General features: G+C 69.5%; 21 protein-coding genes. 9 read left to right on the forward strand and 12 right to left on the reverse strand.

Annotated elements, in window-relative coordinates:
- Window position 1: 1 nt before the first annotated feature.
- Genes J3S89_RS11190 through J3S89_RS11205 form a run of 4 tightly spaced genes read left to right on the forward strand, consistent with a single transcriptional unit; the run spans window position 2 to window position 4170 of the window.
- Entirely contained in the window at window positions 2-664 is a 663-nt protein-coding gene (locus tag J3S89_RS11190) for a hydrogenase-4 component E (protein WP_217927630.1), read from the forward strand.
- Complete coding sequence (locus J3S89_RS11195) at window positions 661-2109, forward strand: hydrogenase 4 subunit F (protein WP_217927631.1); 1449 nt, start codon at window positions 661-663, stop codon at window positions 2107-2109. The genes J3S89_RS11190 and J3S89_RS11195 overlap by 4 nt, the downstream gene beginning before the upstream one ends.
- Window positions 2110-2122: 13 nt before the next feature.
- Window positions 2123-3637 (forward strand): hydrogenase large subunit, encoded by a 1515-nt coding sequence (locus J3S89_RS11200; protein ID WP_217927632.1) that lies wholly within the window; start codon window positions 2123-2125, stop codon window positions 3635-3637.
- Window positions 3638-3645: 8 nt separating this feature from the next.
- A complete protein-coding gene (locus tag J3S89_RS11205; RefSeq protein ID WP_217927633.1) occupies window positions 3646-4170 on the forward strand; it encodes an NADH-quinone oxidoreductase subunit B family protein in 525 nt (174 codons plus the stop codon).
- 11 nt (window positions 4171-4181) lie between these two features.
- Here the strand turns inward: J3S89_RS11205 and J3S89_RS11210 are convergent, their stop codons facing one another.
- On the reverse strand, window positions 4182-4454 hold the full coding sequence (locus J3S89_RS11210) for a helix-turn-helix domain-containing protein (protein WP_217927634.1): 273 nt from the start codon (window positions 4452-4454) through the stop codon (window positions 4182-4184).
- Window positions 4455-4566: 112 nt separating this feature from the next.
- Between J3S89_RS11210 and J3S89_RS11215 the strand changes: the two genes are divergently transcribed.
- Window positions 4567-5322, forward strand: coding sequence for a methyltransferase domain-containing protein (locus tag J3S89_RS11215; RefSeq protein ID WP_217927635.1), 756 nt, complete (start codon window positions 4567-4569; stop codon window positions 5320-5322).
- Between the two features lie 19 nt (window positions 5323-5341).
- On the opposite strand, the gene J3S89_RS11220 is transcribed toward J3S89_RS11215, so the two are convergent.
- The 10 genes from J3S89_RS11220 to J3S89_RS11265 all read right to left on the reverse strand — a co-directional run bounded on the left by J3S89_RS11220 (window position 5342) and on the right by J3S89_RS11265 (window position 15238).
- Window positions 5342-5923 carry a hemerythrin domain-containing protein gene (locus J3S89_RS11220; RefSeq protein WP_217927636.1) on the reverse strand — a complete coding sequence of 194 codons (582 nt, stop codon included), beginning with the start codon at window positions 5921-5923 and terminating at the stop codon, window positions 5342-5344.
- Entirely contained in the window at window positions 5920-6696 is a 777-nt protein-coding gene (locus J3S89_RS11225) for an ABC transporter ATP-binding protein (RefSeq protein ID WP_217927637.1), read from the reverse strand. The genes J3S89_RS11220 and J3S89_RS11225 overlap by 4 nt, the downstream gene beginning before the upstream one ends.
- Entirely contained in the window at window positions 6689-7444 is a 756-nt protein-coding gene (locus tag J3S89_RS11230) for an ABC transporter ATP-binding protein (protein ID WP_217927638.1), read from the reverse strand. The genes J3S89_RS11225 and J3S89_RS11230 overlap by 8 nt, the downstream gene beginning before the upstream one ends.
- Window positions 7441-8472: a branched-chain amino acid ABC transporter permease gene (locus J3S89_RS11235; RefSeq protein WP_217927639.1), complete on the reverse strand. Its 1032-nt coding sequence runs from the start codon at window positions 8470-8472 to the stop codon at window positions 7441-7443. Before J3S89_RS11235 ends, J3S89_RS11230 begins: the two co-directional genes overlap by 4 nt.
- Window positions 8473-8482: 10 nt before the next feature.
- The gene (locus J3S89_RS11240; RefSeq protein WP_217927640.1) at window positions 8483-9331 is read right to left on the reverse strand and encodes a branched-chain amino acid ABC transporter permease; all 849 of its coding nucleotides are present in this window, start codon (window positions 9329-9331) and stop codon (window positions 8483-8485) included.
- Window positions 9332-9576: 245 nt separating this feature from the next.
- A complete protein-coding gene (locus tag J3S89_RS11245; RefSeq protein WP_217927641.1) occupies window positions 9577-10755 on the reverse strand; it encodes an ABC transporter substrate-binding protein in 1179 nt (392 codons plus the stop codon).
- Window positions 10756-10886: 131 nt separating this feature from the next.
- Complete coding sequence (locus J3S89_RS11250) at window positions 10887-12122, reverse strand: NAD(P)/FAD-dependent oxidoreductase (protein WP_217927642.1); 1236 nt, start codon at window positions 12120-12122, stop codon at window positions 10887-10889.
- A 3-nt stretch (window positions 12123-12125) separates the two neighbouring features.
- Window positions 12126-12449 (reverse strand): 2Fe-2S iron-sulfur cluster-binding protein, encoded by a 324-nt coding sequence (locus J3S89_RS11255; protein ID WP_217927643.1) that lies wholly within the window; start codon window positions 12447-12449, stop codon window positions 12126-12128.
- A 30-nt stretch (window positions 12450-12479) separates the two neighbouring features.
- Entirely contained in the window at window positions 12480-13916 is a 1437-nt protein-coding gene (locus J3S89_RS11260) for a glutamine synthetase family protein (protein WP_217927644.1), read from the reverse strand.
- Between the two features lie 2 nt (window positions 13917-13918).
- Window positions 13919-15238 carry an aromatic ring-hydroxylating dioxygenase subunit alpha gene (locus J3S89_RS11265; protein WP_217927645.1) on the reverse strand — a complete coding sequence of 440 codons (1320 nt, stop codon included), beginning with the start codon at window positions 15236-15238 and terminating at the stop codon, window positions 13919-13921.
- A 359-nt stretch (window positions 15239-15597) separates the two neighbouring features.
- On the opposite strand from J3S89_RS11265, the gene J3S89_RS11270 reads away from it, so the two are divergent.
- The 4 genes from J3S89_RS11270 to J3S89_RS11285 all read left to right on the forward strand — a co-directional run bounded on the left by J3S89_RS11270 (window position 15598) and on the right by J3S89_RS11285 (window position 20826).
- Window positions 15598-16323: a GntR family transcriptional regulator gene (locus J3S89_RS11270; protein WP_217927646.1), complete on the forward strand. Its 726-nt coding sequence runs from the start codon at window positions 15598-15600 to the stop codon at window positions 16321-16323.
- Window positions 16324-16537: 214 nt separating this feature from the next.
- Window positions 16538-17248 carry an ABC transporter ATP-binding protein gene (locus J3S89_RS11275; RefSeq protein ID WP_217927756.1) on the forward strand — a complete coding sequence of 237 codons (711 nt, stop codon included), beginning with the start codon at window positions 16538-16540 and terminating at the stop codon, window positions 17246-17248.
- Complete coding sequence (locus J3S89_RS11280) at window positions 17245-19605, forward strand: ABC transporter permease (RefSeq protein WP_217927647.1); 2361 nt, start codon at window positions 17245-17247, stop codon at window positions 19603-19605. Before J3S89_RS11275 ends, J3S89_RS11280 begins: the two co-directional genes overlap by 4 nt.
- Window positions 19606-19626: 21 nt before the next feature.
- Window positions 19627-20826, forward strand: coding sequence for an efflux RND transporter periplasmic adaptor subunit (locus tag J3S89_RS11285; protein WP_217927648.1), 1200 nt, complete (start codon window positions 19627-19629; stop codon window positions 20824-20826).
- A 104-nt stretch (window positions 20827-20930) separates the two neighbouring features.
- Here J3S89_RS11285 and J3S89_RS11290 read toward each other — a convergent pair whose 3' ends face one another.
- Complete coding sequence (locus tag J3S89_RS11290) at window positions 20931-22445, reverse strand: outer membrane protein (RefSeq protein WP_217927649.1); 1515 nt, start codon at window positions 22443-22445, stop codon at window positions 20931-20933.
- Between the last annotated feature and the right edge of the window lie 170 nt (window positions 22446-22615).

The following is a 22615-nucleotide window of genomic DNA, read 5'->3' on the forward strand; positions in this document are numbered from 1 at the left end:
TTTGGACAGGCTGAGTTTCGACATCGCGCATCTGGTCGCCGGGGGGCTGGTCCTGGTCAGCTTCATGCTGCTCTACCAGGATCGCCTCTTCGCGCTCCTCAACATGTTCGCGCTGCAGGCCGTCGTGCTGGCGCTGTCGGTCGGCTGGCAGGCCTATGTCCAGGACGCGCCGCATCTCTACATCACCGCGGCGATCACGCTGGCCTTCAAGGCGATCGTGATCCCGGTCGCGCTGCATCGGATCGTCGCCCGGCTCGGCATTCACCGCGAGGTCGAGACGGTGGTCGCCACCGTGCCGACGATGCTGGCCGGCATCGCGCTGGTGTCGCTGTCGATGGTGGTGATGCTCAGGGTGACGCAAGGAGCGGACGCGCTGGCGCGCGAGGATCTCGCCTTCGCCCTGTCGGTGGTGCTGCTCGGGCTCCTGATGATGGTGACCCGGCGCAACGCGGTCAGTCAGGTGGTCGGCTTCATGTCGCTCGAGAACGGGCTGATCCTGGCGGCGACCGGGGCCAAGGGCATGCCGCTGGTCGTCGAGATCAGCGTCGCCTTCTCGATCCTGATCGCCCTCATCGTCATCGGCATCTTCCTGTTCCGCATCCGCGAACGGTTCGATTCGGTGGATCTCCAGGCGCTCGACGAATCCCGAGGGGAGAGCCGATGACCGCCCTCATCGAGAACAACGTCTACCTGATCCTGTTCCTGCCGCCGGCGACGGCGGTGGTGCTGATGATGTTGCCGGGCTATCTGCTCTCGGCGCGGCTCAACATGGCCTCGTCCTTCCTGACCTTCCTGGCGGCGGTGTCGCTGTTCGTGGCGAAGCCGGCGTCGGGGAACTATCTGCTGGTCGACGATCTCAACATCGTCTTCGTGGTGCTGAACACGTTCGTGGCCTTCACCACCAGCGTCTTCTCCGCCAGCTACATCGCGCACGAGTTGGAGACCGGCCATCTCAGCGAATTGCATCTGCGCTTCTATCACACGCTCTATCAGGTGCTCCTCGGGGCGATGAACCTCGCGCTCGTCGCCAACAACATCGGTCTGATGTGGGTGGCGATCGAGGTGGCGACGCTGACCACCGTGCTGATGGTCGGCATCTATCGCACCGACCGGGCGCTCGAGGCGGCGTGGAAATACTTCATCCTCGGCAGCGTCGGCATCGCGCTGGCGCTGTTCGGGACGATCCTGATCTACATGGCGGCGCGGCCGGTGGTCGGCGAGGGGCTCAACGGCATGGTGTGGACCGTGCTGATCGTCCATGTCGCGAAGTTCGACCCGGCGCTGCTCGATCTCGCCTTCGTGTTCCTGCTGCTCGGCTACGGCACCAAGGTGGGTCTGGCGCCCTTGCACGCGTGGCTGCCGGATGCCCATGCCGAGGGTCCGACGCCGATCTCGGCGGTGCTCTCGGGCCTGCTCTTGAACGTCGCGCTCTACGCGGTCTTGCGGTTCAAGCTGTTGATGGCGGCCAATCCGCTGGCGATGGCGCCGGGGCCGCTGATGGAGACGCTCGGGCTCCTGTCGCTGGTCTTCGCGGCCTTCATGCTCTACCGGCGGCAGGACATCAAACGGATGTTCGCCTATTCCTCGATCGAGCACATGGGCATCATCACCTTCGCCTTCGGCATGGGCGGGCCGCTCGCCAATTTCGCGGGCCTCCTGCACATGACCATGCACAGTCTGACCAAGTCGGCGATCTTCTTCGCCGTCGGCCAGATCGCCCAGGCCAAGGGCACCCAGAAGATCGACGACATTCGCGGGCTGACGCTCAGCCATCCGGTGCTCGGCTGGGGGCTCGTGCTCGGCGTCGTCGCGATCGCGGGGATGCCGCCGACGGGCGTCTTCATGAGCGAATTCCTGGTCGCGGGATCGACCATCGCGCGGGCGCCGCTTCTGGCGGTGCCGCTGGTGATCGGGCTTCTGGTGGCATTCGGGGCGTTGATGTGGCGGTTGCATGGCCTCGCCTTCGGCGAGCCGACCGGATCGACCACGCCGGTCGCCGCGTCGTCGCTGCCGCTCGTGACCCATCTCGGACTGGTGCTGCTCGCCGGAATCTGGCTGCCGCCGCCGCTGGTCGCGTGGTTCCAGCACGTGGCGGCGATGCTGCACTGAGCACGGAGGCGACATGACGAACGCGACCCCGATCCTCGGTGCCTTCCCCGCCGCTCCCGACCACATGCCCTGGCCGCGCCGGGTGGTGGACGAGGCGATCTGGCGCGTCCTCTCGGCGCGGCTTTCGGCGGGCGAGCTGTCGCTGCTCGGCCTGTGGGGCGATGCCGGCATGGTCCACATGGCCGTTCTCGGCGGCGATCCCGTCGCGGTCACGGTGGCGAGCCTCGCTTGTCCCGACGGGCATTTCCCCTCGGTCGGCCGCGAGCATCCGCCGGCGATCCGCTTCGAACGCGCGATCCGCGATCTCTTCGGACTCGAGGCGAGCGACGCGCTCGACCGGCGGCCCTGGCTCGATCACGGCGTGTGGTCGGCGAGGACGCCACTCGGCCGCCCCGGCGCACCGGAGGCGCCGACGCCTTACGCCTTCCTGACGAGCGTCGGCGAGGGGCTCCATCAGATCCCGGTCGGGCCGGTCCATGCGGGGATCATCGAGCCCGGCCATTTCCGCTTCACGGCCGCCGGCGAGACCGTGGTGCGGCTCGAGGAGCGGCTCGGCTACACCCACAAGGGCGTCGAGGCCCTGATGGCCGGCGCGCCGATCGACCGCGCGGCGATGCTCGCGGCGCGGTGTTCCGGCGACAGCACCGTCGCCTCGTCGATCGCCTTCGCGCGTGCCGTCGAGGCGGCGCTGCGCGTCGCGCCGCCGCCGCGCGCGGTCTGGCTGCGGGCGCTGGCGGCGGAGCTCGAGCGGGTGGCGAACCACCTCGGCGACATCGGCGCGATCTGCAACGACGCCGCCTTCGCGGTCATGCTCGCCCATTGCAGCGTCCTGCGCGAGCGGGTGTTGCGGGCGGCGGCGAACTGTTTCGGCCATCGGCTGATGATGGACGCGGTGGCGCCCGGGGGCATGAGCGTCGATCTCGCGGCGGACGGGCCGAAGCTCCTCCACGAACTCGTCGCGACGATCCGCCGGACCCTGCCGCCCCTGGTCGAGCTCTACGACGACACCGCCTCGCTCCAGGATCGGACCGTCGGCACCGGCATTCTGAAACCGGAGTTGGCGCGGCAATTCGCCTGCGGCGGCTTCGTCGGACGGGCGTCGGGGCGGTCCTTCGACGCGCGCCGCGACCTCGTCTATCCGCCCTACGACCGGCTGCGCTTCGAGGTGCCGGTGCGCCGGGAGGGCGACGTCGACGCACGGGTCCGGGTCCGGATCGCGGAGGTCGAGGAGAGCCTGACGATGATCGTGCAGATCCTGGCGGAGATGCCGAGCGGCGCGGTTCTCGCCGATCTGCCGGGCGCCGACGCGCCGGGCGGCGAGGGGATCGCGGTGGTCGAAGGGTTTCGCGGCGACATTCTCGCCTGGGTGCGGCTGGCGCCGGGGGGCATCGTCGACCGCGCCCACCTGCGTGATCCGTCCTGGCTGCAATGGCCGCTGCTCGAGGCGGCGATCGAGGGCAACATCGTCGCCGACTTCCCGCTCTGCAACAAATCCTTCAACTGCTCCTATTCCGGGCACGATCTCTAGGGCTCGCCATGCGCAAGATTCTGCTCGAAGGCCTGCTGCGGAGGCCGCTGACCGAACCGCCCCCGGCGGCCGCCGACGCCGAGACGGCGGAACTGTCGCTTCGGCTGAAGCAGGGCATCGACCGGGTGTTCGGCGGCAGTCTGGCGATCCGGCTGGTCGATGCCGGCTCGTGCAACGGCTGCGAACTGGAAATCCACGCGTTGAACAACCCGTTCTACGATCTGGAGAGGTTCGGGTTGAAGTTCGTGGCCTCGCCGCGCCATGCCGACGTGCTCCTGGTGACCGGGCCGGTGACGCGGAACATGCGCGAGGCGCTGGAGCGAACCCACGCGGCGACGCCGTCGCCGAAATGGGTCGTGGCGGCGGGGGCCTGCGCCCTCGACGGCGGGCTCTATGCGGGCGGGCACGCCTGCGTCGGCGGCGTGTCGGAGGTGATCCCGGTCGACCTCCACATTCCCGGCTGCCCGCCGACGCCGACGATGCTGTTGCGAGGGTTGTTGGCGCTGATGGCGGCCTGCGACGGACGTCGATGAGACGGGTGGCGTCAGGGCTCGGGTTTCGACGGGAGAGCCGCGACGCGCAGGCGCACGCCACGACCGTTGCCCTCGCTGCGGGCGTTCTCGCCGATCAGTTCGACGCCGGCGGCCTGCAGGGCCTCGACGACCTTGGTCAGCGTGTCGATGACTCCGCGCACGTTGCCGTCGCTGGCCTCCATGCGCTGGATGGTCGGAAGGGACACGCCGGAGAGTTCGGCCAATTTCTTCTGGTCGATGCCGACGAGGGCGCGGGCGGCCCGCATTTGAGCGGCGGTGATCATGCTGGACTCACTCAGGATGCATCGATATATAAATATATCATATGACTTATGATGTCCAGTACATCAAACCTGATGTGTCCATGATCATGCCTCGGACCCGCGAATGCGCACCTTGACCCGTATCGAAAGTCGTTTCGGAGAGATTCTCATCATCGAGGATCTCGCCACCGGCGCCCGGCGATACTACGAGGGCACGGCGTTTCAGAGCCATGCGGCCCCGGATGGGGAGAGTTGCTTCGTCTATGTCCACATCATGTGCGCGCTGCTGCGCCGCCGCCGCCGGGTGTTGCTGCTCGGGTGCGGCGGCGGATCGCTGGCGACGATGGCGAGCCGGCGCGGCGCCGAGGTCACGCTGGTCGACCACAATCCACACAGTTTCGAGGTGGCGCGCGACTATTTCGGCCTGCCGGGGGCGGTGCTCGGCGTCATCGCCGACTATCGGGACTTCCTCGACGGCACGCATGCGCCCTATGACGCGATCGGCGTCGACGTCGGCAGCGCCGCCTTCGACTTCCAGAAGGAATTCGACGCCGCGACCTGCGCGGCGATCCGGCAGGCGCTGGCGCCGGAGGGGATCGTGGTGGTCAACACGATGGTCGAGCACGATCTCGATCCGACCGCCGATCTGATCGCCACGACGCTGGCGGGGCCGGACCGGCCGGCCTGGATCTTCGATCAGGTCGGCGAGGGCGAACGCAACGCCGTCGTCGTGGTCGGCGCGCCGCGTCGTCCCCGGCTCGAGGCGAGCCTCTTTCCGGAGGCGTTGCGCGAGGAATTCGCGACCTGGTCCGTGCGCCCGGCGCGCAACCGGGCGGCGCCGACGGCTCGCCGCGAGCCGCGCTCGCCGGGTGCGGGCGGGGACGCCTGAGCCGTCGTCGCGACGTCGTTCACGGGCGGCGCCGGCCGGGGCCGAGACCCATCGGCGCGGGTGTCGCTGCGACGATGGCGGAGAAGAGTTCGGTGAACTCTCCGTCGATGCCGCGCCAGGGGTCGGCGTTGGCGGCGAAGGCGGCATCGACGCTCGCGCGCGCCTCGGCGTCGAGGCGTTCGCGCAGGAGCGGCAGGAGTTTCGTCTCCTCGAGCTCGATATGGGCCCAGTTGAAGGCGAGGTAGCGGGCGACGACCTCGGCGAAGGGAGCGAAGCCGGCCGGCCCCACCGCCTGATAATGGATCAGGGCCATGGCGAGATCGAGGAGATGGGCCCGGCCGTTGCGATGCTGCAGGTCGAGCTCGTCGAGGATCGGCTCGACCTCGGGGCAGAAGCGGCGGACGAGGGGAAAGAGGACGTCGTCCTCCTTGGGGTGATGGCCTTCCTCGGGCACCCGGACGATGTAGTCGACGAGCATGGCGAGCAGGTGGAAGTCGGCGGGAAAGCGCCCGTCGCCGATGCCGGCGACGGTGAATTCCATCGCCTTCAGCACCGCCGCCAGGGCGCGGTGTTCGTCGCGAATGATGTCGATCGCCTTCATGGGGTCGTCTCCGCGGGCATGTCGCCGAGGGTGGGGGCGCCGGCGACGCCGAGCCAGCGGTCGAGCCGGTGGGGATCCTCGACCAGTGGGGCGCTGTCGCCGAGGTGGACGACGCGGCCGCGCTCGAGCACCAGCGCCCGGTCGGTCAGGGGGAGGATCTGGTGGGCGTGCTGCTCGACCAGGATCACGGCGAGGTCGCCGGACCGCGTCATCTCGCGGATGATGCGGAAGAGTTCCTGGACGATCAGCGGCGCCAGTCCCTCCATCGGCTCGTCGAGGAGGAGGAGGGCGGGGTCGAGCATCAGCGCGCGGGCGATCGCCAGCATCTGCTGCTCGCCACCGGAGAGCTGGCCGCCCATGTTGGCGCGGCGATCCTTCAGGCGCGGGAACATCGACCAGATCCGCTCGAGGCTCCAGCGGCCGCCGACGTCGACGGCGGTCAGGTTCTCCTCGACGGTGAGCGAGGGAAAGATCTCGCGCTCCTGCGGCACCCAGCCGAGACCGGCGCGGGCGCGGGCATGGGTCGGCATCGCGACTAGGTCGCGAGCATGAGACGGTGCCGCCGCGAGGTCGCGGCCGGCGAAGCGCATCGTGCCGCCGTGGACCCGGGTGAGGCCCATCAGGGTGGTGAGGAGGGTGGTCTTGCCCATGCCGTTGCGGCCGAGGAGGGCGAGCGCCTCGCCACGTTCGAGCGTGAACGAGACGTCCTCGAGGACCACGGCGTCGCCGTGGCCGGCGCTGAGACCGACGACTTCGAGGAGCGGTTCAGACATGGTGGGCCTCCCCCAGATAGACTTCGCGAACCAGGGGATGGCCGGCCACGACCTCGGGCGTGTCCTCGAGCAGGACCGCGCCGGAGACCAGCACCGAGATCCGATCGGCGAAGCGGAAGACCAGATCCATGTCGTGTTCGATGAGGAGAATGGTCATGTCGGCGGGAAGGGCGGCGAGCGCGGCGAAGAGTTCCCGGCTCTCGCTGGTCGGCACGCCCGCCGCCGGCTCGTCGAGGAGGAGGACGCGCGGGCGCGCGGCGAGCGCCAGGGCGATCTCGATCAGACGCTGCTTGCCGTAGGCGAGGTCGCGGGTGCGGCGATGGGCGACGTCGGCGAGGTGGAGGTCCTCGACGAGGCGGGCGGCGGCGTCGAGCACCTCGCCGTGCCGGCCGATCGGCCGCCAGAAGCGCCGGCCGACGCCCATCTGCTCGGCGACGGCGAGCGCGACGCTCTCGAGGACGGTCAGATCGGCGAAGAGCCGGTTGATCTGGAAGGTCCGGGCGAGGCCGCGCGCCACGCGTTTGTGCTGGGCGAGGCCGGTCACGTCGGCGCCGTCGAGGAGGACCGAGCCGGAGGTCGGCGTGAGGAAGCCGGTGAGCAGGTTGACCAGCGTGGTCTTGCCGGCGCCGTTCGGTCCGATCAGGGCATGGCGCGCGCCCTTGGCGATCGACAGCGAGACGCCGTCGGTGGCGGTGAACCCGCCGAAGGTCTTGACGAGATCGCGTGTCTCGAGCACAGGCGGGGTCATCGCTTCGTCTCCTTGCGGGCGAGGAGTCGCTCGAACGGATCGACCACGCCCATCAGCCCGTTGCGGGCGAAGAGGACGATGCCGATCAGGACGAGACCGATCCACAGCTGCCAATATTCGGGATCGACGTCGGCGAGCAGGTGGTGGAGCGTGACGAAGACGATCGCGCCCACCAGTGCCCCGTAGAGGCGTCCGGCGCCGCCGAGGATGAGGATCAGGAGGATCTCGGCCGAGCGGCCGAAGCCGAGCACGTCGATGGAGACGAACTGGGTGGTCTGGGTCAGGAGCGCCCCGGCGATGCCGGCGATCGCCGCGGCGGCGATCCAGGCGGCGGTGAGGCGGGCATCGACCGAGACGCCGAGCGCGGGCATGCGCGCGGCGTTCATGTGGATCGCCCGGAGCGACAGGCCGAACGGACTTCCGACGACGTGGCGGGCGACGAGGAAGACGACGAAGAGGACGGCGACCGCGTAGACATAGGCCGTCTTGCCCCAGAGGTCGAAACTCCAGAGGCCGAGGAGCGGGGTCATCTCGATGCCCTGGAGCCCGTCGACGCCGCCGGTGAAGTCGTTGGCCTTGTTGGCGGCCTCGAACAGCATCATGCCGATGCCGATCGTCACCATCAGCCGGGTGAGGCCGGTGCCGCGCAGGACGAAGGGGCTGGTGATCGCGCCGGCGAGCGCCGACACGGCGGCGGCGAAGACGAGACCGAGCAGGGGATCGCCGATGCCGAGCTTCGCCGAGAGCATGCCGGCGGCATAGGCGCCGACGCCGAAGAAGGCGGCGTGGCCGAGCGTGACGATGCCGGCATAGCCGAGCACCAGATCGAGCGACAGCGCGAAGATCGCGGTGATGGCGATCTGGGTGAGCAACGCCAGGTTCTCCGGGAACAGGAACCAGGCGGCGACCGGCAGCAGCCAGAAGGCGAATTCCAGAGCGCGCGGGCGGGCGGCGCGGCGCAGCGGGGCGAGATCGACCGTGGCGGCGGGACCGGCCCGATCGGACGAGGTGGGGGTGAGAGGCGTCATGGTTTCGTCCTCACTTTCTGCCGAGGAGGCCGTGAGGGCGCACGATCAGCATCACCACCATCACCGTGTAGATGATGAAGGCGCCGATCTGCGGCATCCAATATTTGCCGGCGACGTCGCAGACGCCGATCAGGATCGCGGCGATCAGGGAGCCCGGGATAGAGCCGCTGCCGCCGACCGCGACGACGATGAGGAAGTAGACGAGGTAGCGCAGCGGGAAGCTCGGATCGAGGCCGAGCAGTTCGACGCCGACCGCGCCGCCGAGCCCGGCGAGGCCGGAACCGAGGGCGAAGGTGACGACGAAGACCCGGTCGACGTCGATGCCCATGCCGCGCGCGACGTCGGGCTTGTCGACCGAGGCGCGCAGGCGGGCGCCGAACCGGGTCACGCCGATGGCGCGATGGAGCCCATAGGCGACGGCGAGGCCGAGCCCCACCAGGAAGGCGCGGTAGACGCCGATGTCGAGACCGCCGAGATGGACCTGGCCCTGGAGCCAGGCGGGCAGGCGGATCGGCTGCTGGGCCGGGCCGAAGCCCCAGCGGGCGATCGCCATCGCCACGAAGACGAGGCCGATCGAGAACAGCACCTGATCGAGTTGGCTCGCGCCGTAGAGGCGGCGGAAGAGCAGGCGTTCGAGCAGGGCGCCGAGCGCGGCCGTGGCGAGCGCCGCCAGGACGACCGCAGGGAGGAAGGGGATCCCCCATCGGCCGGAGGCCACGACGCAGACGTAACCGCCGAACATCGCGAAGGCACCGTGGGCGAGATTGACGAAGTTCATCAGACCGAGCGTGACCGAGAGGCCGACGGCGATCAGGAACAACAACATGCCCGAGGCTATTCCGTCGAAGACGACGGTCATGGTTCGACTCCTGCGATGGACGACGGGGCGATCGGCGGAAACGGCCGCGATCGCGTCGAGGGGCTCGAGGTCCGGCGCCGTCTCGGGGAGGGCGCCGGATCTCGATCATCGTCGGGTCATACTCGGCTCATGAAATTCGGACTCGTCCGATTCTCATGAGCGTTGCGGCCTGACCGGCCGACGCCCGTTCGGGCTCGCCTTCGCTCACGAAGTTTCGAACAAGTTGAAACTTCGTGAGCTCGGTATCACTGCTTGGCGGGATCCTTGACCTTGTCGAACTGGTCGAACTCGACGTTGACGAGTTCGCCGTTCACCTTCTCGGTCTTGCGGATGTAGACGGTCTGGACGATGTCGCGAGTGGCGGCGTCGATCTCGATCGGCCCGCGCGGGCTCTCGAAGGAGAGGCCCTTCAGCGCCTCCATCACCTTGGCCCCGTCGACGTCGCCGCCGGTCTTGGCGAGGGCCCCGTCGAGGGCGGCCATGCCGTCGTAGGCGGCGACCGCGAAATAGCTCGGACGCAGCTTCTTGCCGGTCACTCGGGCGATACCCTCGACGAACTTGCGGTTCTTCTCCGAGGGGTGGGCGTAGGAATAGTGATGGGAGGTGATCAGGCCGAGCGCGACGTCGCCGGTCGCCTCGAGATAGCTGTCGTCGGTCGCCTCACCCGTGGCGATCACCTTGATGCCGGCCTCTTCCAGGCCACGCTCCTTGGCGGCCTTGAGGAAGGCGGGGGGCAGGACGCCGGAGGGGAAGAAGAAGAACACCGCCTGCGGCTTCTCGTCCTTGATGCGCTGGACGTAGGCGGAGAAGTCGGGGCTCGACAGCGGCGCGCGCACCTTGCCGACGATCGCGCCGCCGTTCGCGGTGAAGGCCTTCTCGAAGGCGGTCTCGGAATCGGCGCCGGGACCGTAGTCGGCGACGATGGTGTAGACCTTGGTGATGCCGTTCTTCACCGCCCAGCGCGCCATCGGGTCGGAGACCTGCTGCACGGTGAAGGAGACGCGCGCCACATAGGGCGACTGGGTGGTGATCGCCGAGGAGGAGGCGTTCATGACGATCGCCGGGATCTTGGCTTCCTTGGCGACGGCGCCGACGGCATAGGCGTTGGGGCTGAAGTCGAGGCCGGCGAAGAAATTGACCTTGTCCTTCACCACCAGTTCCTGGGCGACGCGCTTGGCGAGGTCGGGGGCGGCGCCGGGCACGTCCTTCTTGACGATCTCGACCGGATGACCGCCGAGCTTGCCGCCGTGTTCGTCGAGCCAGAGGGCGATGCCGTCGTCGAACTGACGGCCGTAGTCGGCATAGGGGCCGGAATAGGAGGCGATCACACCGATCTTGATCGGAGCGGGGTCGGCGGCCTCGGCCGCGAGGCCGAACCCCGACATGGCCAGGACGGTACAGGCGATCAGACTGAATTTCGACATGGTCGTCTCTCCGGTGGGGCTCCGCATCGACGGTTGCGGGCGCGGATGTGAGTGACAGGCGACGGCCGCCCTCGAATGCGTCTTCCTCCGGTCGGCGGCTCGGGGCCGCTCTTTCGGTCGATACCGTTTCGTCACCCGGGTGAACAGAGGTCCGCCAGGGGGCCGGTGTGGGTCTCGACGCGCGCGCGGTCGACGACCGGGCGGGTGGCGAGCAGTCTGCGCGCGGCCATGTGGTCCTGGGGCCAGCCGACGGAATCCACCGCCGCGAGCCGTCCGTCGCGCAAGTGAAGGAGCGAGAAGCGTCCCGAGGCGGGGTCGCCGCGCAGCAGGATCTCGTCGTCGGGATCGGGCAGGCCGGCCATCTGGATCTTGGCGTCGTATTGATCCGACCAGAACCACGGCACGGCGTCGTGGACAGTCGGTCGGCCGAAGAGGGCGGCGGCGGCGACGCGGGCCTGATCGGCGGCGTTCTGGACCGATTCCAGCACGATCGGCGCGCCCGGGCGCGGTGCCCAAGGGTTGGGATGGCGGGCGCAGTCGCCGGCGGCGGCGACGTCGGGGTCGGCGGTCAGGCCGCTCGCGTCGACGAGAACGCCGCGATCGACCGCGAGGCCGGCGTCGCGGGCGAGGTCGTCGGCCGGGATCACGCCGATGCCGACCACCACCAGATCGCAGGAGACCTTGGTGCCGTCGGCGAGGCGCACGCCGGCGACGCGACCGTCGCGACCGACGATCTCGACGACCTGAGCGCCGAGCCGGACGGTCACGCCGTGCGCCTCGTGGAGGTCCCGCAGCCATTCGGAGAGGCGGGGCGGGAAGACGCGGGCCGAGAGCCGGGGCTCGGCCTCGATCACGGCGACGTCGAGCCCGAGGCCGCGCAAGGAGGCCGCCGCCTCGAGGCCGATGAAACCGCCGCCGACGACGACGGCGCGTCTCCCCGCCTTCGCCGCGGCGGCGAGCGCGTCGGCATCGGCGAGATCGCGCATGTGGAGGACGCCGTCGAGATCGGCGCCGGGGACGGAGAGGCGACGCACCCGCGCGCCGGTGGTGAGCGCGAGTTTGGAATAGGCGAGACGTTCGCCCCCGGCGAGGACGACCTCCTTCGCGGCGCGATCGATCGCCGTCACCGTGGTGCCGAGGCGAAGGGTGATCCGGGCCTCGGCGAAGGCCGCGTCCGATTTGAGGCGCAGGGCGGCGAGCGGGACGGAGCCCTTCAGGTAGCCCTTGGAGAGCGGCGGGCGTTGATAGGGCGGCGCCGTCTCGGCGCCGATCAGCACCACCTCGCCCTCGAACCCCTCCTCGCGCGCGGCGAAGGCGAGCCGACAGCCGGCATGGGAGGCACCGATCACCACCAGACGGTCCACCATGGCTCAGACCTGCCGTTCGGGGACGCGGACGACGAGGCCGACGAGGGCGGGCGACATCACGATCTGACAGGCGAGGCGGCTCTCGGGACGCAGCTCGGCGGCGACGCCTTCCAGGAGCGCATCCTCGTCCGGGTCCTTCGCCGGCAGCTCGCCGGCCTCGAGGCTCTCGACGTAGACGTGGCAGGTGGCGCAGGAGAGGCATCCGCCGCATTCGCCGTCGATGCCCTTGATGTTCTCCATCACCGCCGCCTGCATCACCGAGATGCCGTCGGCGACGTCGACGATCCGTCGGGTTCCGTCGTGCAGGATGAATGTGACGTCGGTCATGCTGTCGGCTCCGTCGCCGGGGTGGCGGGGTCAGAAGAGATCGAAATACTCACGATGTTCCCACTCGGTCACCTCCGCCTCGAAGCGGCGGATCTCGGCGTCCTTGATCCTGTGGAAATAATCGACGAAGCCGTCGCCGAGACCGGCCGACAGGACCGCGTCGTCGCGCAGCGCCTCGATCGCCTCGGCGAGGCTGCGTGGCAGGGCGGGGGCGGGGGTGTCGTAGGGCACGTCGGCGGCGGGGCCGGGCTCGAGCCGGCGGGCGATGCCGTCGAGGCCGGAGATCGCTTGGCCGGCGAGGTAGAGATAGGGGTTCGCCGCGGATTCGCCGACCCGGTTCTCGAGCCGGGTGGCGCCGTCGCCGCGTCCGCCGATCATGCGGATCATGGCGCCGCGATTGTCGCGTCCCCACAAGGCCCGGTCGGGGGCGAGCGAGAAGGCGCGGTAGCGCCGGTAGGCGTTGATGGTCGGGGCCGAGAGGGCCGCCGCGCCGCGCGCATGTTCGAGCAGGCCCGCGAGATAGTGGCGGCCGAGGTCGGAGAGATCCTCGCCGGGACGATCGGGCATGAAGAGATTGCGGCCGTCGCGGGAGGTCAGCGACTGGTGCATGTGCCAGCCGCTCGAGGCGACGTTGGGGATCTTCGGGCGGCACATGAAGGTGGCGTGCAGGCCGTGGCGGCGGCACACCTCCTTCACGGCGGTGCGGAAGAACACCATGTTGTCGGCGGTGGCGAGGCCCATCGTCGGCGAGAAGGTGAACTCGAGCTGGCTCGGACCGAACTCGACCTCCATCGACCGGAGCGGCAGGCCGAGGCCCTGGATGTTGGCGCGCAGGATCTCGACGATCGGCTCGACCCGGTCGTAGGTCTGCTCGGTCAGATATTCGGCGCCGTTGGTCAGAAGCTCGACCGAGGGCGGGGTGCCGGGCTGGCCGGACTGATCGAGGCGCATCGCCGGATCGGTGACCCGGAAGACGTGGAACTCGACCTCGAGGCCGGTGGTGAGGCCGCAGTCGAGGGCGTCGAAACCGGCGAGCGCGCGGCGCGCCACGCTGCGCGTGCAGAAGGGGACGGGGGCGCCGTCGGCGAAGCGCAGGTCGCAGAGGATCCAGGCGGTCTTCGGTGCCCAGGGAAGCCTGCGCCAAGTGGTCGGGTCGGCCATCAGGAGAACGTCGGCGGCACCCTGCATCTTGGGCATGTCGAAGCCGCCGCCGGTGGTGAAGACCGGAAACACCGTGCGATGCGAGGTGTCCTTGGCGAGCAGGGTCGTCGTCAGCGCGACGCCCCGGCGCAGGGCGCCGATCGCCTCGCGCCCCACCAGCGCCTTGCCGCGCAGGATGCCGTGCTGGTCGGCGAAGACGAAGCGGACCACCTCGATCCGCCCGGCGTCGATGTCGGTGACGAGACGGGCGGCGGCGGCCTCCGCCTCGCTCGACCATCCCTCGAAACGCTCCGATGTCGCGCTCATGGTCAGGCCTCGACCTCTCCGCCCCAGGGGGCCGCGGCGCGGCGGCGGGCGTCGCCCTCGCGCCAATAGCGTTCGGTGTCGCCGCTGCGGTCGACGCCGTCGAAGCTGACCGGGCCCTTGAGCGCGGCGGCGGCGGTCGCGTCGAGATGCATCAGCGGCGTCTCGCCGGACGCGGCCTTGGCGATCTCCGCCGACAGCAGGCGCCGATAGGCGATGATCGCCTTGTCGGAGGTGCCGAGATGCTCGCGGGTGCGATCCTGGATCGGCCCCTGGCTCTCGCAGGCCCACTGGTCGTGGATGTTGATGTCGAAGCCCATGCCGAGATAGGTGGCGGCCTTCTGCTCGCTCGGATCATAGCCCCAGGCGTTGGAGCGATTGCGCAGCGGGCGGTAGTCCGGCTCGGGATAGGTGGCCAGACGCTGCTCGCGCATGGTCTTCTTGTCGAGCGGGCCGGTGAAGCTGGTGAAGATCGTGAACCAGTAGTTGTTGTGGTCGTCGACCGGCACGTGCCACTGGGTGATCGTCACTTCCGGGCTCATCGGGATGACGAAGGCCTGGGGGAAGACGATGTTGGTGACGCGGACGTGGGTCTGGGTCTCGTCGATCGGGCGCAGCGTCGTCAGGCGCAGGCCGTGGTCGGCGGCGGCGACGGCGATCTCGGGCCGGTCGTATTCACGCAGCACCTTGGTGATCGGGAGATCGGAATCGATCGAGGTGGCGCGGAACTGCTTGCCGTAGCTCGCCTCCGGGTCCTCGTCCTCGAAGAAGCGATGGAGGAAGGAGGCGTGGGCCGGGTCCATGCCGACCTCGAGCGACTGGAGCCAGTTGCACTCCCACAGGCCCTTGAAGGCGAAGGTGTGGGTGTCGGGCGCCACGAAACAGTCGAGCGCGGGGAAGGCGGGCGGCTCGCCCTTGCCGATATAGGCGAAGATCACGCCGGAGCGGACCTCGACCGGATAGGATCCCTGGCGGATGCGCTGGCACAGCTTGCTGCCGACCGGCTCGGCCGGGGTCTCGAGGCACTTGCCGTCGACGTCGAAGAGCCAGCCGTGGAACGGACAGCGCAGTCCGCCGTTCTCCAGACGGCCGAAGGCAAGGTCGGCGTTGCGATGGGGACAATCGCGGTCGAGAAGGCCGTAACGGCCCTGTTCGTCGCGGAAGAGGACGAAGTTCTGACCCAGCAGGCGCACCGGACGAACCGGACGCGGTCCCTCGAATTCGTCGACGAGCGCCACGGGCTGCCAATAGAGGCGAAGGAGTTCACCGCATTGAGAACCGGGACCGACACGGGTATACGTGTCATTCTGCTCTTGGCTGATCATGCTTCGACCTCTGACATGGCGGAGACGCCGACGAGGACCTTCGAGGGCCAAGTCGTGGTGGCGTCACTTCATTGCATGCAGGCTATTTATGAATGAATGCAGTGTCAAGCGAGCTACGAGAAAACACGGACCCCGACGGCGCGAAGGGCGGCGGTGGAAAAAATGCCGCACAATTCATCAGGAGGTGGAATTATCGAATGTTTTTCAATATGATGAAACGAGATCACCGGATGTCATCGGGAGGTGTCCGGGGTCGATGTGATCGGTGATTTCGGTTCGTCTTGCATTCAATAGCCGCAGGCTGCGTACAAATGATGCGAGGCCTGCCGGCCCTTTGGGCAGAAATCCGGGTGAACGGCATGCAATCACAGCAATCCCGCGTCCTCGTGCAGCTGCGCGATCTGATCCTCAAGGGCGCGTTCGCGCCGGGCGAGCGCCTGGCGGAGATCCCCATCGCCGAGCGTCTCGACGCCTCGCGCACGCCGGTTCGCCTCGCTTTCGCGACGCTCGAGCAGGAGGGGCTGGTTCAGTCGTCGCCGAGCGGCGGCTACGTCATGCGCGCCTTCACGCGCAAGGAGATCGACGACGCGATCGCCGTGCGCGGCGTCCTCGAGGGGATGGCGGCGCGGTTGGTGGCGGAAAACGGCCTGACGCGCCAGATGCAGGAGGACATGAACGATTGTCTGCGGCTCGGCGACGAGGCTCTGGCGGCGCCCGAACTGACCATCGACGCCTATGCCGACTACGTCGAAATGAACAATCGTTTCCACGACTTGTTGCTGAAGTTCGCCGACAACGCGGCACTCACCCGGGCGATCGAACTGAACAATCGGCTGCCCTTCGCCGCCGCCAGCGCGACGCTGCCGATGCATTCCTCCACCGGCGACGGCCGGCAATGGCTGCTGATCACCCACAATCAGCACCGTTCGATCTTGCATGCAATCGAGCGGCGGGAGGGAACGCGGGCCCAGGCGCTGGCGATGGAACACGTCGAAGTGGCGCGGATGAACCTGCGTCACGCCTATGAGACCGCCGACGAGAGCCGGGGTCTGATGCCGGCGTTGCGGCTTTTGTCGCGGCCGTGACGGGGCGGCGGGCGCGGCGTTTCGCTTGCTCCGTCCGGCCGGACCGTGCCACTCTCGGTCGTGTCGAGGAGGGGTGCCGCGTCGGTGGGTGATGCGCGTCCCGTCTCGCCGGGACGCGGGTCTCGCGCCGCCGGAGGTCTCGCTCGGGAGCCCGGTCATGCCTCCAGCCTCGGACCTTTCGATCTCGACCGGCGTCGCCCCGGCGGGCGCCGCCATGCCGTCGGACGCGGTCTTCACCGTGCGCGGTCTCACCAAGAGCTATCGGATGGGCGAGACGGAGATCTTCGCCCTGCGCGACCTCGATCTCGACATCGCCCGAGGCGAGTTCGTCGTGCTGCTCGGGCCCTCCGGCAGCGGCAAGTCGACCCTCCTCAACATTCTCGGCGGGCTCGACAGCGCCACGTCGGGAGACGCCCATTGGCGCGATCATCGGCTGGTCGGCGCCTCGCAGGCCGAACTCACCCGCTATCGCCGCGAGCACGTCGGCTTCGTGTTCCAGTTCTACAATCTGATCCCGAGCCTGACCGCGCGCGAGAACGTGCAGCTCGTCACCGACATCGCGGTGACGGCGATGGCGCCGGAGGAGGCGCTCGCCATGGTCGGCCTGTCGGAGCGTCTCGATCATTTCCCGGCCCAGCTCTCCGGCGGCGAGCAGCAGCGGGTGGCGATCGCCCGCGCCATCGCCAAGCAACCGGACGTGCTCCTCTGCGACGAGCCGACCGGGGCGCTCGACGCGCCGACCGGGGTGACCGTGCTCTCCGCCATCGAGACCGTGAGCCGCCGGCTCGGCACCACCACCATCGTCATCACCCACAACAGCGTCATCGCCGCGATGGCGGACCGGGTGCTCCATCTCGCCGGGGGGCGCATCGCCCGGGTCGAGGTCAATCCGGCGCGGCGGCCGGCCACGGAGTTGCAATGGTGAGCGCGCTCGTCACCAAGCTCGGTCGGGACCTCTGGGCGATGCGCGGCCAGACGCTGACGATCGCCCTGGTGATCGCCTCGGGCATCGCCGTCTTCGTCGCCTCGCTCAGCGCCTATCATTCGCTGGTGGCGTCGCAGGCGGACTATTACGTCGTCTCGCGGTTCGCCGACGTCTTCGCCTCGTCGCGCCGGGCGCCGCTCGCCCTGGGCGAGCGGATCCGGGCGATCGAGGGGGTCGCGGAGGCCGATCTGCGCGTGGTCGAGGACGCGGTGATCGAACTGCCCGGCGATCCGCTGCCGCGCACCGGCCGGCTGATCGGTCTACCGCCGGACGGGCGACCGACGTTGAACCGGCTGCATCTCCTCTCCGGCCGCGCGGTCGAGCCGGGCGCGCGCGACGAGGCGCTGGTGAGCGCCGGCTTCGCCGAGGCCAATCGCATCCGCCCCGGGGCGATCGTCCGGGCGCGCCTCTCCGGCCGTCTCGCCGCCTATACGGTCGTCGGCGTCGCGGTGTCGCCGGAATACGTCTATGCCGCCGCGCCGGGCGACCCGCTGCCCGACGACCGCCGGTTCGGGGTGCTCTGGGTCGACGGTGAGAGTCTCGCCACCGCCTACGACATGGACGGCGCCTTCGACGACGTGGCGATCGCGCTGGCGCCGGGCGCCTCCGCGCGGGCCGTCATGGACGAGCTCGACCGTCTCCTCGCTCGCTATGGCGGCCTCGTCTCCTATGATCGCAGCCGGCAAACCTCGCACCAGTTCCTCTCCGACGAGATCGTCCAGCAGGGCACGATGGCGACGACGATCCCGCCGATCTTCCTCCTCGTCGCGGCCTTTCTGCTCAACGGGGTGATCGGGCGGCTGATCGGCACGCAGCGCGAGCAGATCGCGGTCCTGAAGGCGCTCGGCTACGGCGATCGCGAGATCACGCGCCACTACGTCGGCTTCGTCGTCGCGGTGGTCGGTCTCGGCATCGGCCTCGGCCTGGGGCTCGGCCTGCTCTTCGGCGAGCTGATGATGGCGAGTTACCGACCGTTCTTCCGGTTTCCCTCGCTCGACTACACGTTGCGGCCGTGGGTGCCGCTGGTCGCGGCCTCGATCGCGCTCGGCGCCGGTCTCGCGGCGACCGCCGGGGCGCTCCGGGCGGTGTTCCGTCTGGAGCCCGCCGCCGCGATGCGGCCGCCGGCGCCGCCGGCCTATCGCCATTTCCTCTTCGCTCACGGTTCGAACGCCCGGGTGTCGGCGGCGTGGATGATGGTGCTGCGGGAGGCGAGCGCGCGGCCGTTTCGATCGGCGTTGACGCTGTTCGGCGTGGCGGTCTCGGTGCCGCTGGTGGTGATGTCGCTGTTCTGGGGCGATGCGATCGACCTCATGATCGACGTGCAGTTCGCCGCCGTGGAGCGCGGCGATGCCGTCGTGACCTTCGTCGAGCCTGCGCCGACGCGGGCGGTGCGCGCGGTGGCGCGCCTGCCGGGGGTGCTTCTCGCCGAGCCGTTGCGCGCCGAGCCGGCGGTGCTGCGCACCGACCGCGACGACTATCGCACCGCCGTCGTCGGCCTTCCCGCCGAGAGCACGTTGCGGCGCCTGCTCGATGCCGATCTGCGGCCGGTCGCGGTGCCGGCGGAGGGGTTGGTGCTTTCGTCGCGACTCGCCGAGCGGCTGCATCTCAGGGTCGGCGACGCGGTCGAAGTCGAGATCCTGCGCGATCGGCGGCCGGTCGAACGGGTCACGGTGACCGGGCTGGTCGACGATCTGATCGGGCTCTCGGCCTATATGAGCGAGACGGCGCTGGCGCGGATGATGCGGGATTCGGGGCGGGCGGGGGCGGTCTCGGTGCGACTCGATCCGCGCGCGGAGGGGGCGTTCCAGGCGGGGGTGCTCGCCTCGCCGCGCATCGCCTCGCTCGGCATCAAGTCGCTCGCGGTGGAGAATTTCCGCCGATCGACCGGCGCGGTGGTGACGATGGTGGCGAGCGTCTTCGCCCTCTTCGCGGTCTCGATCGCCTTCGGCGTGGTCTACAACAACGTCCGCATCGCCCTGCAGGAGAAATCCCGCGAACTCGCCACGCTGCGGATCATCGGGTTCACGCGGCTCGAGGTGGCGCGACTCCTGTTCGCGTCGAGCGCGATCGAACTGGCCGTCGGCATCCCTCTCGGCCTCGTCCTCGGCTATCATTGGGTGCGGATCCTGGTGCTCGCCTTCGAGACCGAGATGTTCCGGATACCGCCGATCGTCGCGCCGGCGTCCTATCTGTGGTCGGCGCTGGCGGTGGCGGCCGCCGGATTCGTCAGCATGGCGATCGTCGGCCGCCGGCTCGCCCGGCTCGACATGATCGGGGTCTTGAAGGAGCGGGATTGAACCCGCCGGAACGAGGTGCCCATGGGGTGGACTACGCGCATCATCGTCGGGGCGGCGGTCGCCGTCGTGGCGGCCGGCATCGTCTGGGGTCTGAGGCCGCAACCCGTCCGGGTCGACGCGGTCGCGGTGACGAGGGGGGCCTTCGTCGAGGAGGTGACGAGCGAGGGGCGCACGCACATGCGGGTGCGCCACGAGGTCGACGCGCCGATCGCCGGGCTCCAGTCGCGGATCCGCTTCGAGGTCGGCGATCCCGTCGATCGCGACACGGTGGTCGCGACGATCGGCGCCGGGCCGACGCCGATCGACGATCCACGGACCCGGCGCCAGCTCGAGGAGCGGCTCGGTGCGGCCGAGGCGGCGCGATCGCGCGCCGACGTGGTGGTGGCGCGGGCGGCGTCCCGGCGCGAACAGGCCGAGGCGGATCTCGCCCGCAGCGCCGATCTCGTCGAGAAGGGCAGCGCTCCGACGACGCGGCGCGAGCAGGACGCGCTCGCCGCGACCATCGCCGAGCGCGATCTCGACGTCGCGCGGCTCGAAGTGGTGATGGCGACGCACGAGGTCGATCTCGCTCGCGCGGCGGTCGGGCTGTCGCTCCCGGCGAGCGATCATCCCGGCGGCGAGCGGCTCGACATCCGCTCGCCGATCGAAGGGGTGGTGCTGCGGGTGATGCGCGAGAGCGCCGGGCCGGTGGCGATCGGCACGCCGATCCTCGAGATCGCCGATCCCGACCGTCTGGAGATCGAGGCCGACGTGCTCACCACCGACGCGGTGCGGATCCGTCCGGGCGCGCCGGTGATCGTCGAACGCTGGGGCGGGCCGCGGCCGCTCGCGGCGGTGGTGCGGCGGGTCGAGCCGGCCGGGTTCACCAAGGTCTCGGCGCTCGGCGTCGACGAGCAACGGGTTCGCGTCGTGATGGATCTGACCTCGCCGCGCGACGAGTGGCGCCGCCTCGGCGACGCCTTCCGCGTCGAGGTGCGGGTGGAGATCTCGCGCGACGACGATGCGCTGATGGTGCCGGTCGCGGCGCTGGTCCGGGACGGGGCGGGGTGGAGCCTGTTCGTCGTCGAGGCAGGGCGGGCGGTGCGCCGCCCGGCCGAGCGGATCGCCAACTCCGGCCGCGTCGCCCGGGTTCGCGCCGATCTGCGCCCCGGCGATCGGGTGATCGCCTTTCCGCCGGCGACGCTCGGCGACGGCGCCCGCGTCGAGATCGTCGGGGAGTGAGACGAGCGAGCGGGAGAGGGCTCGAAGAACGAAAAGCCCTCCGGCGGGGGGGCCGCCGGAGGGCAGGGGGTCGGATCGCTCGGCCGTGGTGACGTTCGAGCGGATCAGTACTTCGCGACCATGGCGGCGGGAGCGCCGAAGTCGAACTTGTAGTTCGCGCCGATCCGAACCAGATCGTAGGACGGATCGAGCTTCAGGCTCGCCCGGGTGGTTCCGGCGGTGAAGTCCCAGAGGGTCTTCGAGTCGAAGTCGACGTGGAGATATTCGGCGCGGATCGTGAAGTTCGGGGTGACCGCGAATTCCGAACCGATACCGGCGACCCAGCCGGAGTGGTTGAGGGTCTTGGAGACGCCGATGCCGCCGAGGCCGGAGACGGAGGCGCCGGCCGAGGACTTGGTCTCGCCATAGGCCCAGCCGCCGGTGGCGTAGATCAGCCAGGGCTCGGTGACGGCATAGCCGAGGCGGGCGCGCACGGTGCCGAGATACTGGAGATTGGTGCCGATGTCGCCGCCGGCCGAGCCGAGCGGGACGCCGCCGTTCCACGCCGATCCGTCGATCCCGAGGCGGCCACGCACGTCGGCCCAGTCGATGTCGGCCTCGATGCCGAGGACGACCTTGTTCGACAGCTGATGGTCGTAGCCGATCTGGAGGCCGGCGAGCATGCCGGAGCCCTGGAGACGGCCGGTGCCGCCGATGCCGACCACGTTGCCGCCGGTGGTGAAGCCGACGTCGATCGGATATTCGTTCCGCGCCGCCGCATAGCCGCCGTTGACGCCGACGTGGAAGCCCGTCCAGTCGAAGGTCGTGGGCGAGACGAAGGCGGCGGGCTGCAGCGCGGTCGCCGGGGCGGTCGAGGCGAAGCGGTAGTTGATGCCGGCGCGCACGAAGTCGTAGGCGGGTTCGACCCGCATGCCGGCCGCGAGGCCGCCGGCGGCCAGATTGAAGAGATCCGCCGAGCCGAGGTCGACGTGCAGATATTCGGCGCGGAAGCTGATGTCGGGCGTGATCGCGTATTCGGTGCCGATGCCGGCGACCCAACCCGACATGAAGTTCGTGGTGCTGCCGGCGACGCCGCCGAGACCGGAAATGCCGGCGGAATAGGAGGACTTCACGTCGCCGTAGGCCCAGCCGCCGGTCAGGTAGACGAGCCACGGGTCGGTGACCACGTAGCCGAGGCGGCCGCGAACGGTGCCGAGGTAATCGAGCTTGGTGCCGATGTTCCCGCCGGCGCTGCCGACCGGCACGCCGTTGACGGTGGCGCTGCCGTCGAGCGCGAAGCGATCCTCGACGTCGGTCCAGGCGATGTCCGCCTCGAGACCGACCAGGATGCGGCTCGAGAACACCCAGTCGTACCCGATCTGAGCGCCGATCATCCGGCCGGAGGCGTCCATCTTGCCCTTGCCGTCGATCGCGACGGGACCGAGCGTGGCGGCGATCGGATAATTCGTGGTTCCGCCGCCGACGCCGGCATTGAGGCCGACGTGGAAGCCCGACCACATCGATCGGACCACGGGATCCATGGCCGCCGGCGGCGGCGCCCGGCCGAGATCGGCCGCGAAGGTCGGCCCGGCGAGGATCACGGTCAGGATCGCCGAGAGGGAAAAGGTCGAAATGTTCATTGCTGAAACTCCCACGCGTTCGACGGCGCGTCTCCCGCGCACCTTCAGCCTCTGGTCGAGAGCTGCGAGGGGAACACTAGTCCCGCTCGCGCGGTGGAGTTGTGAAATTTCGGCTCGACGACGTCTCGATCGACGATGTCGAGCCGAGCGTTGCCTCACGGCCACAAGGA

This window comes from Pinisolibacter aquiterrae (assembly GCF_019160155.1).
GTDB classification, from domain to species: domain Bacteria; phylum Pseudomonadota; class Alphaproteobacteria; order Rhizobiales; family Ancalomicrobiaceae; genus Pinisolibacter; species Pinisolibacter aquiterrae.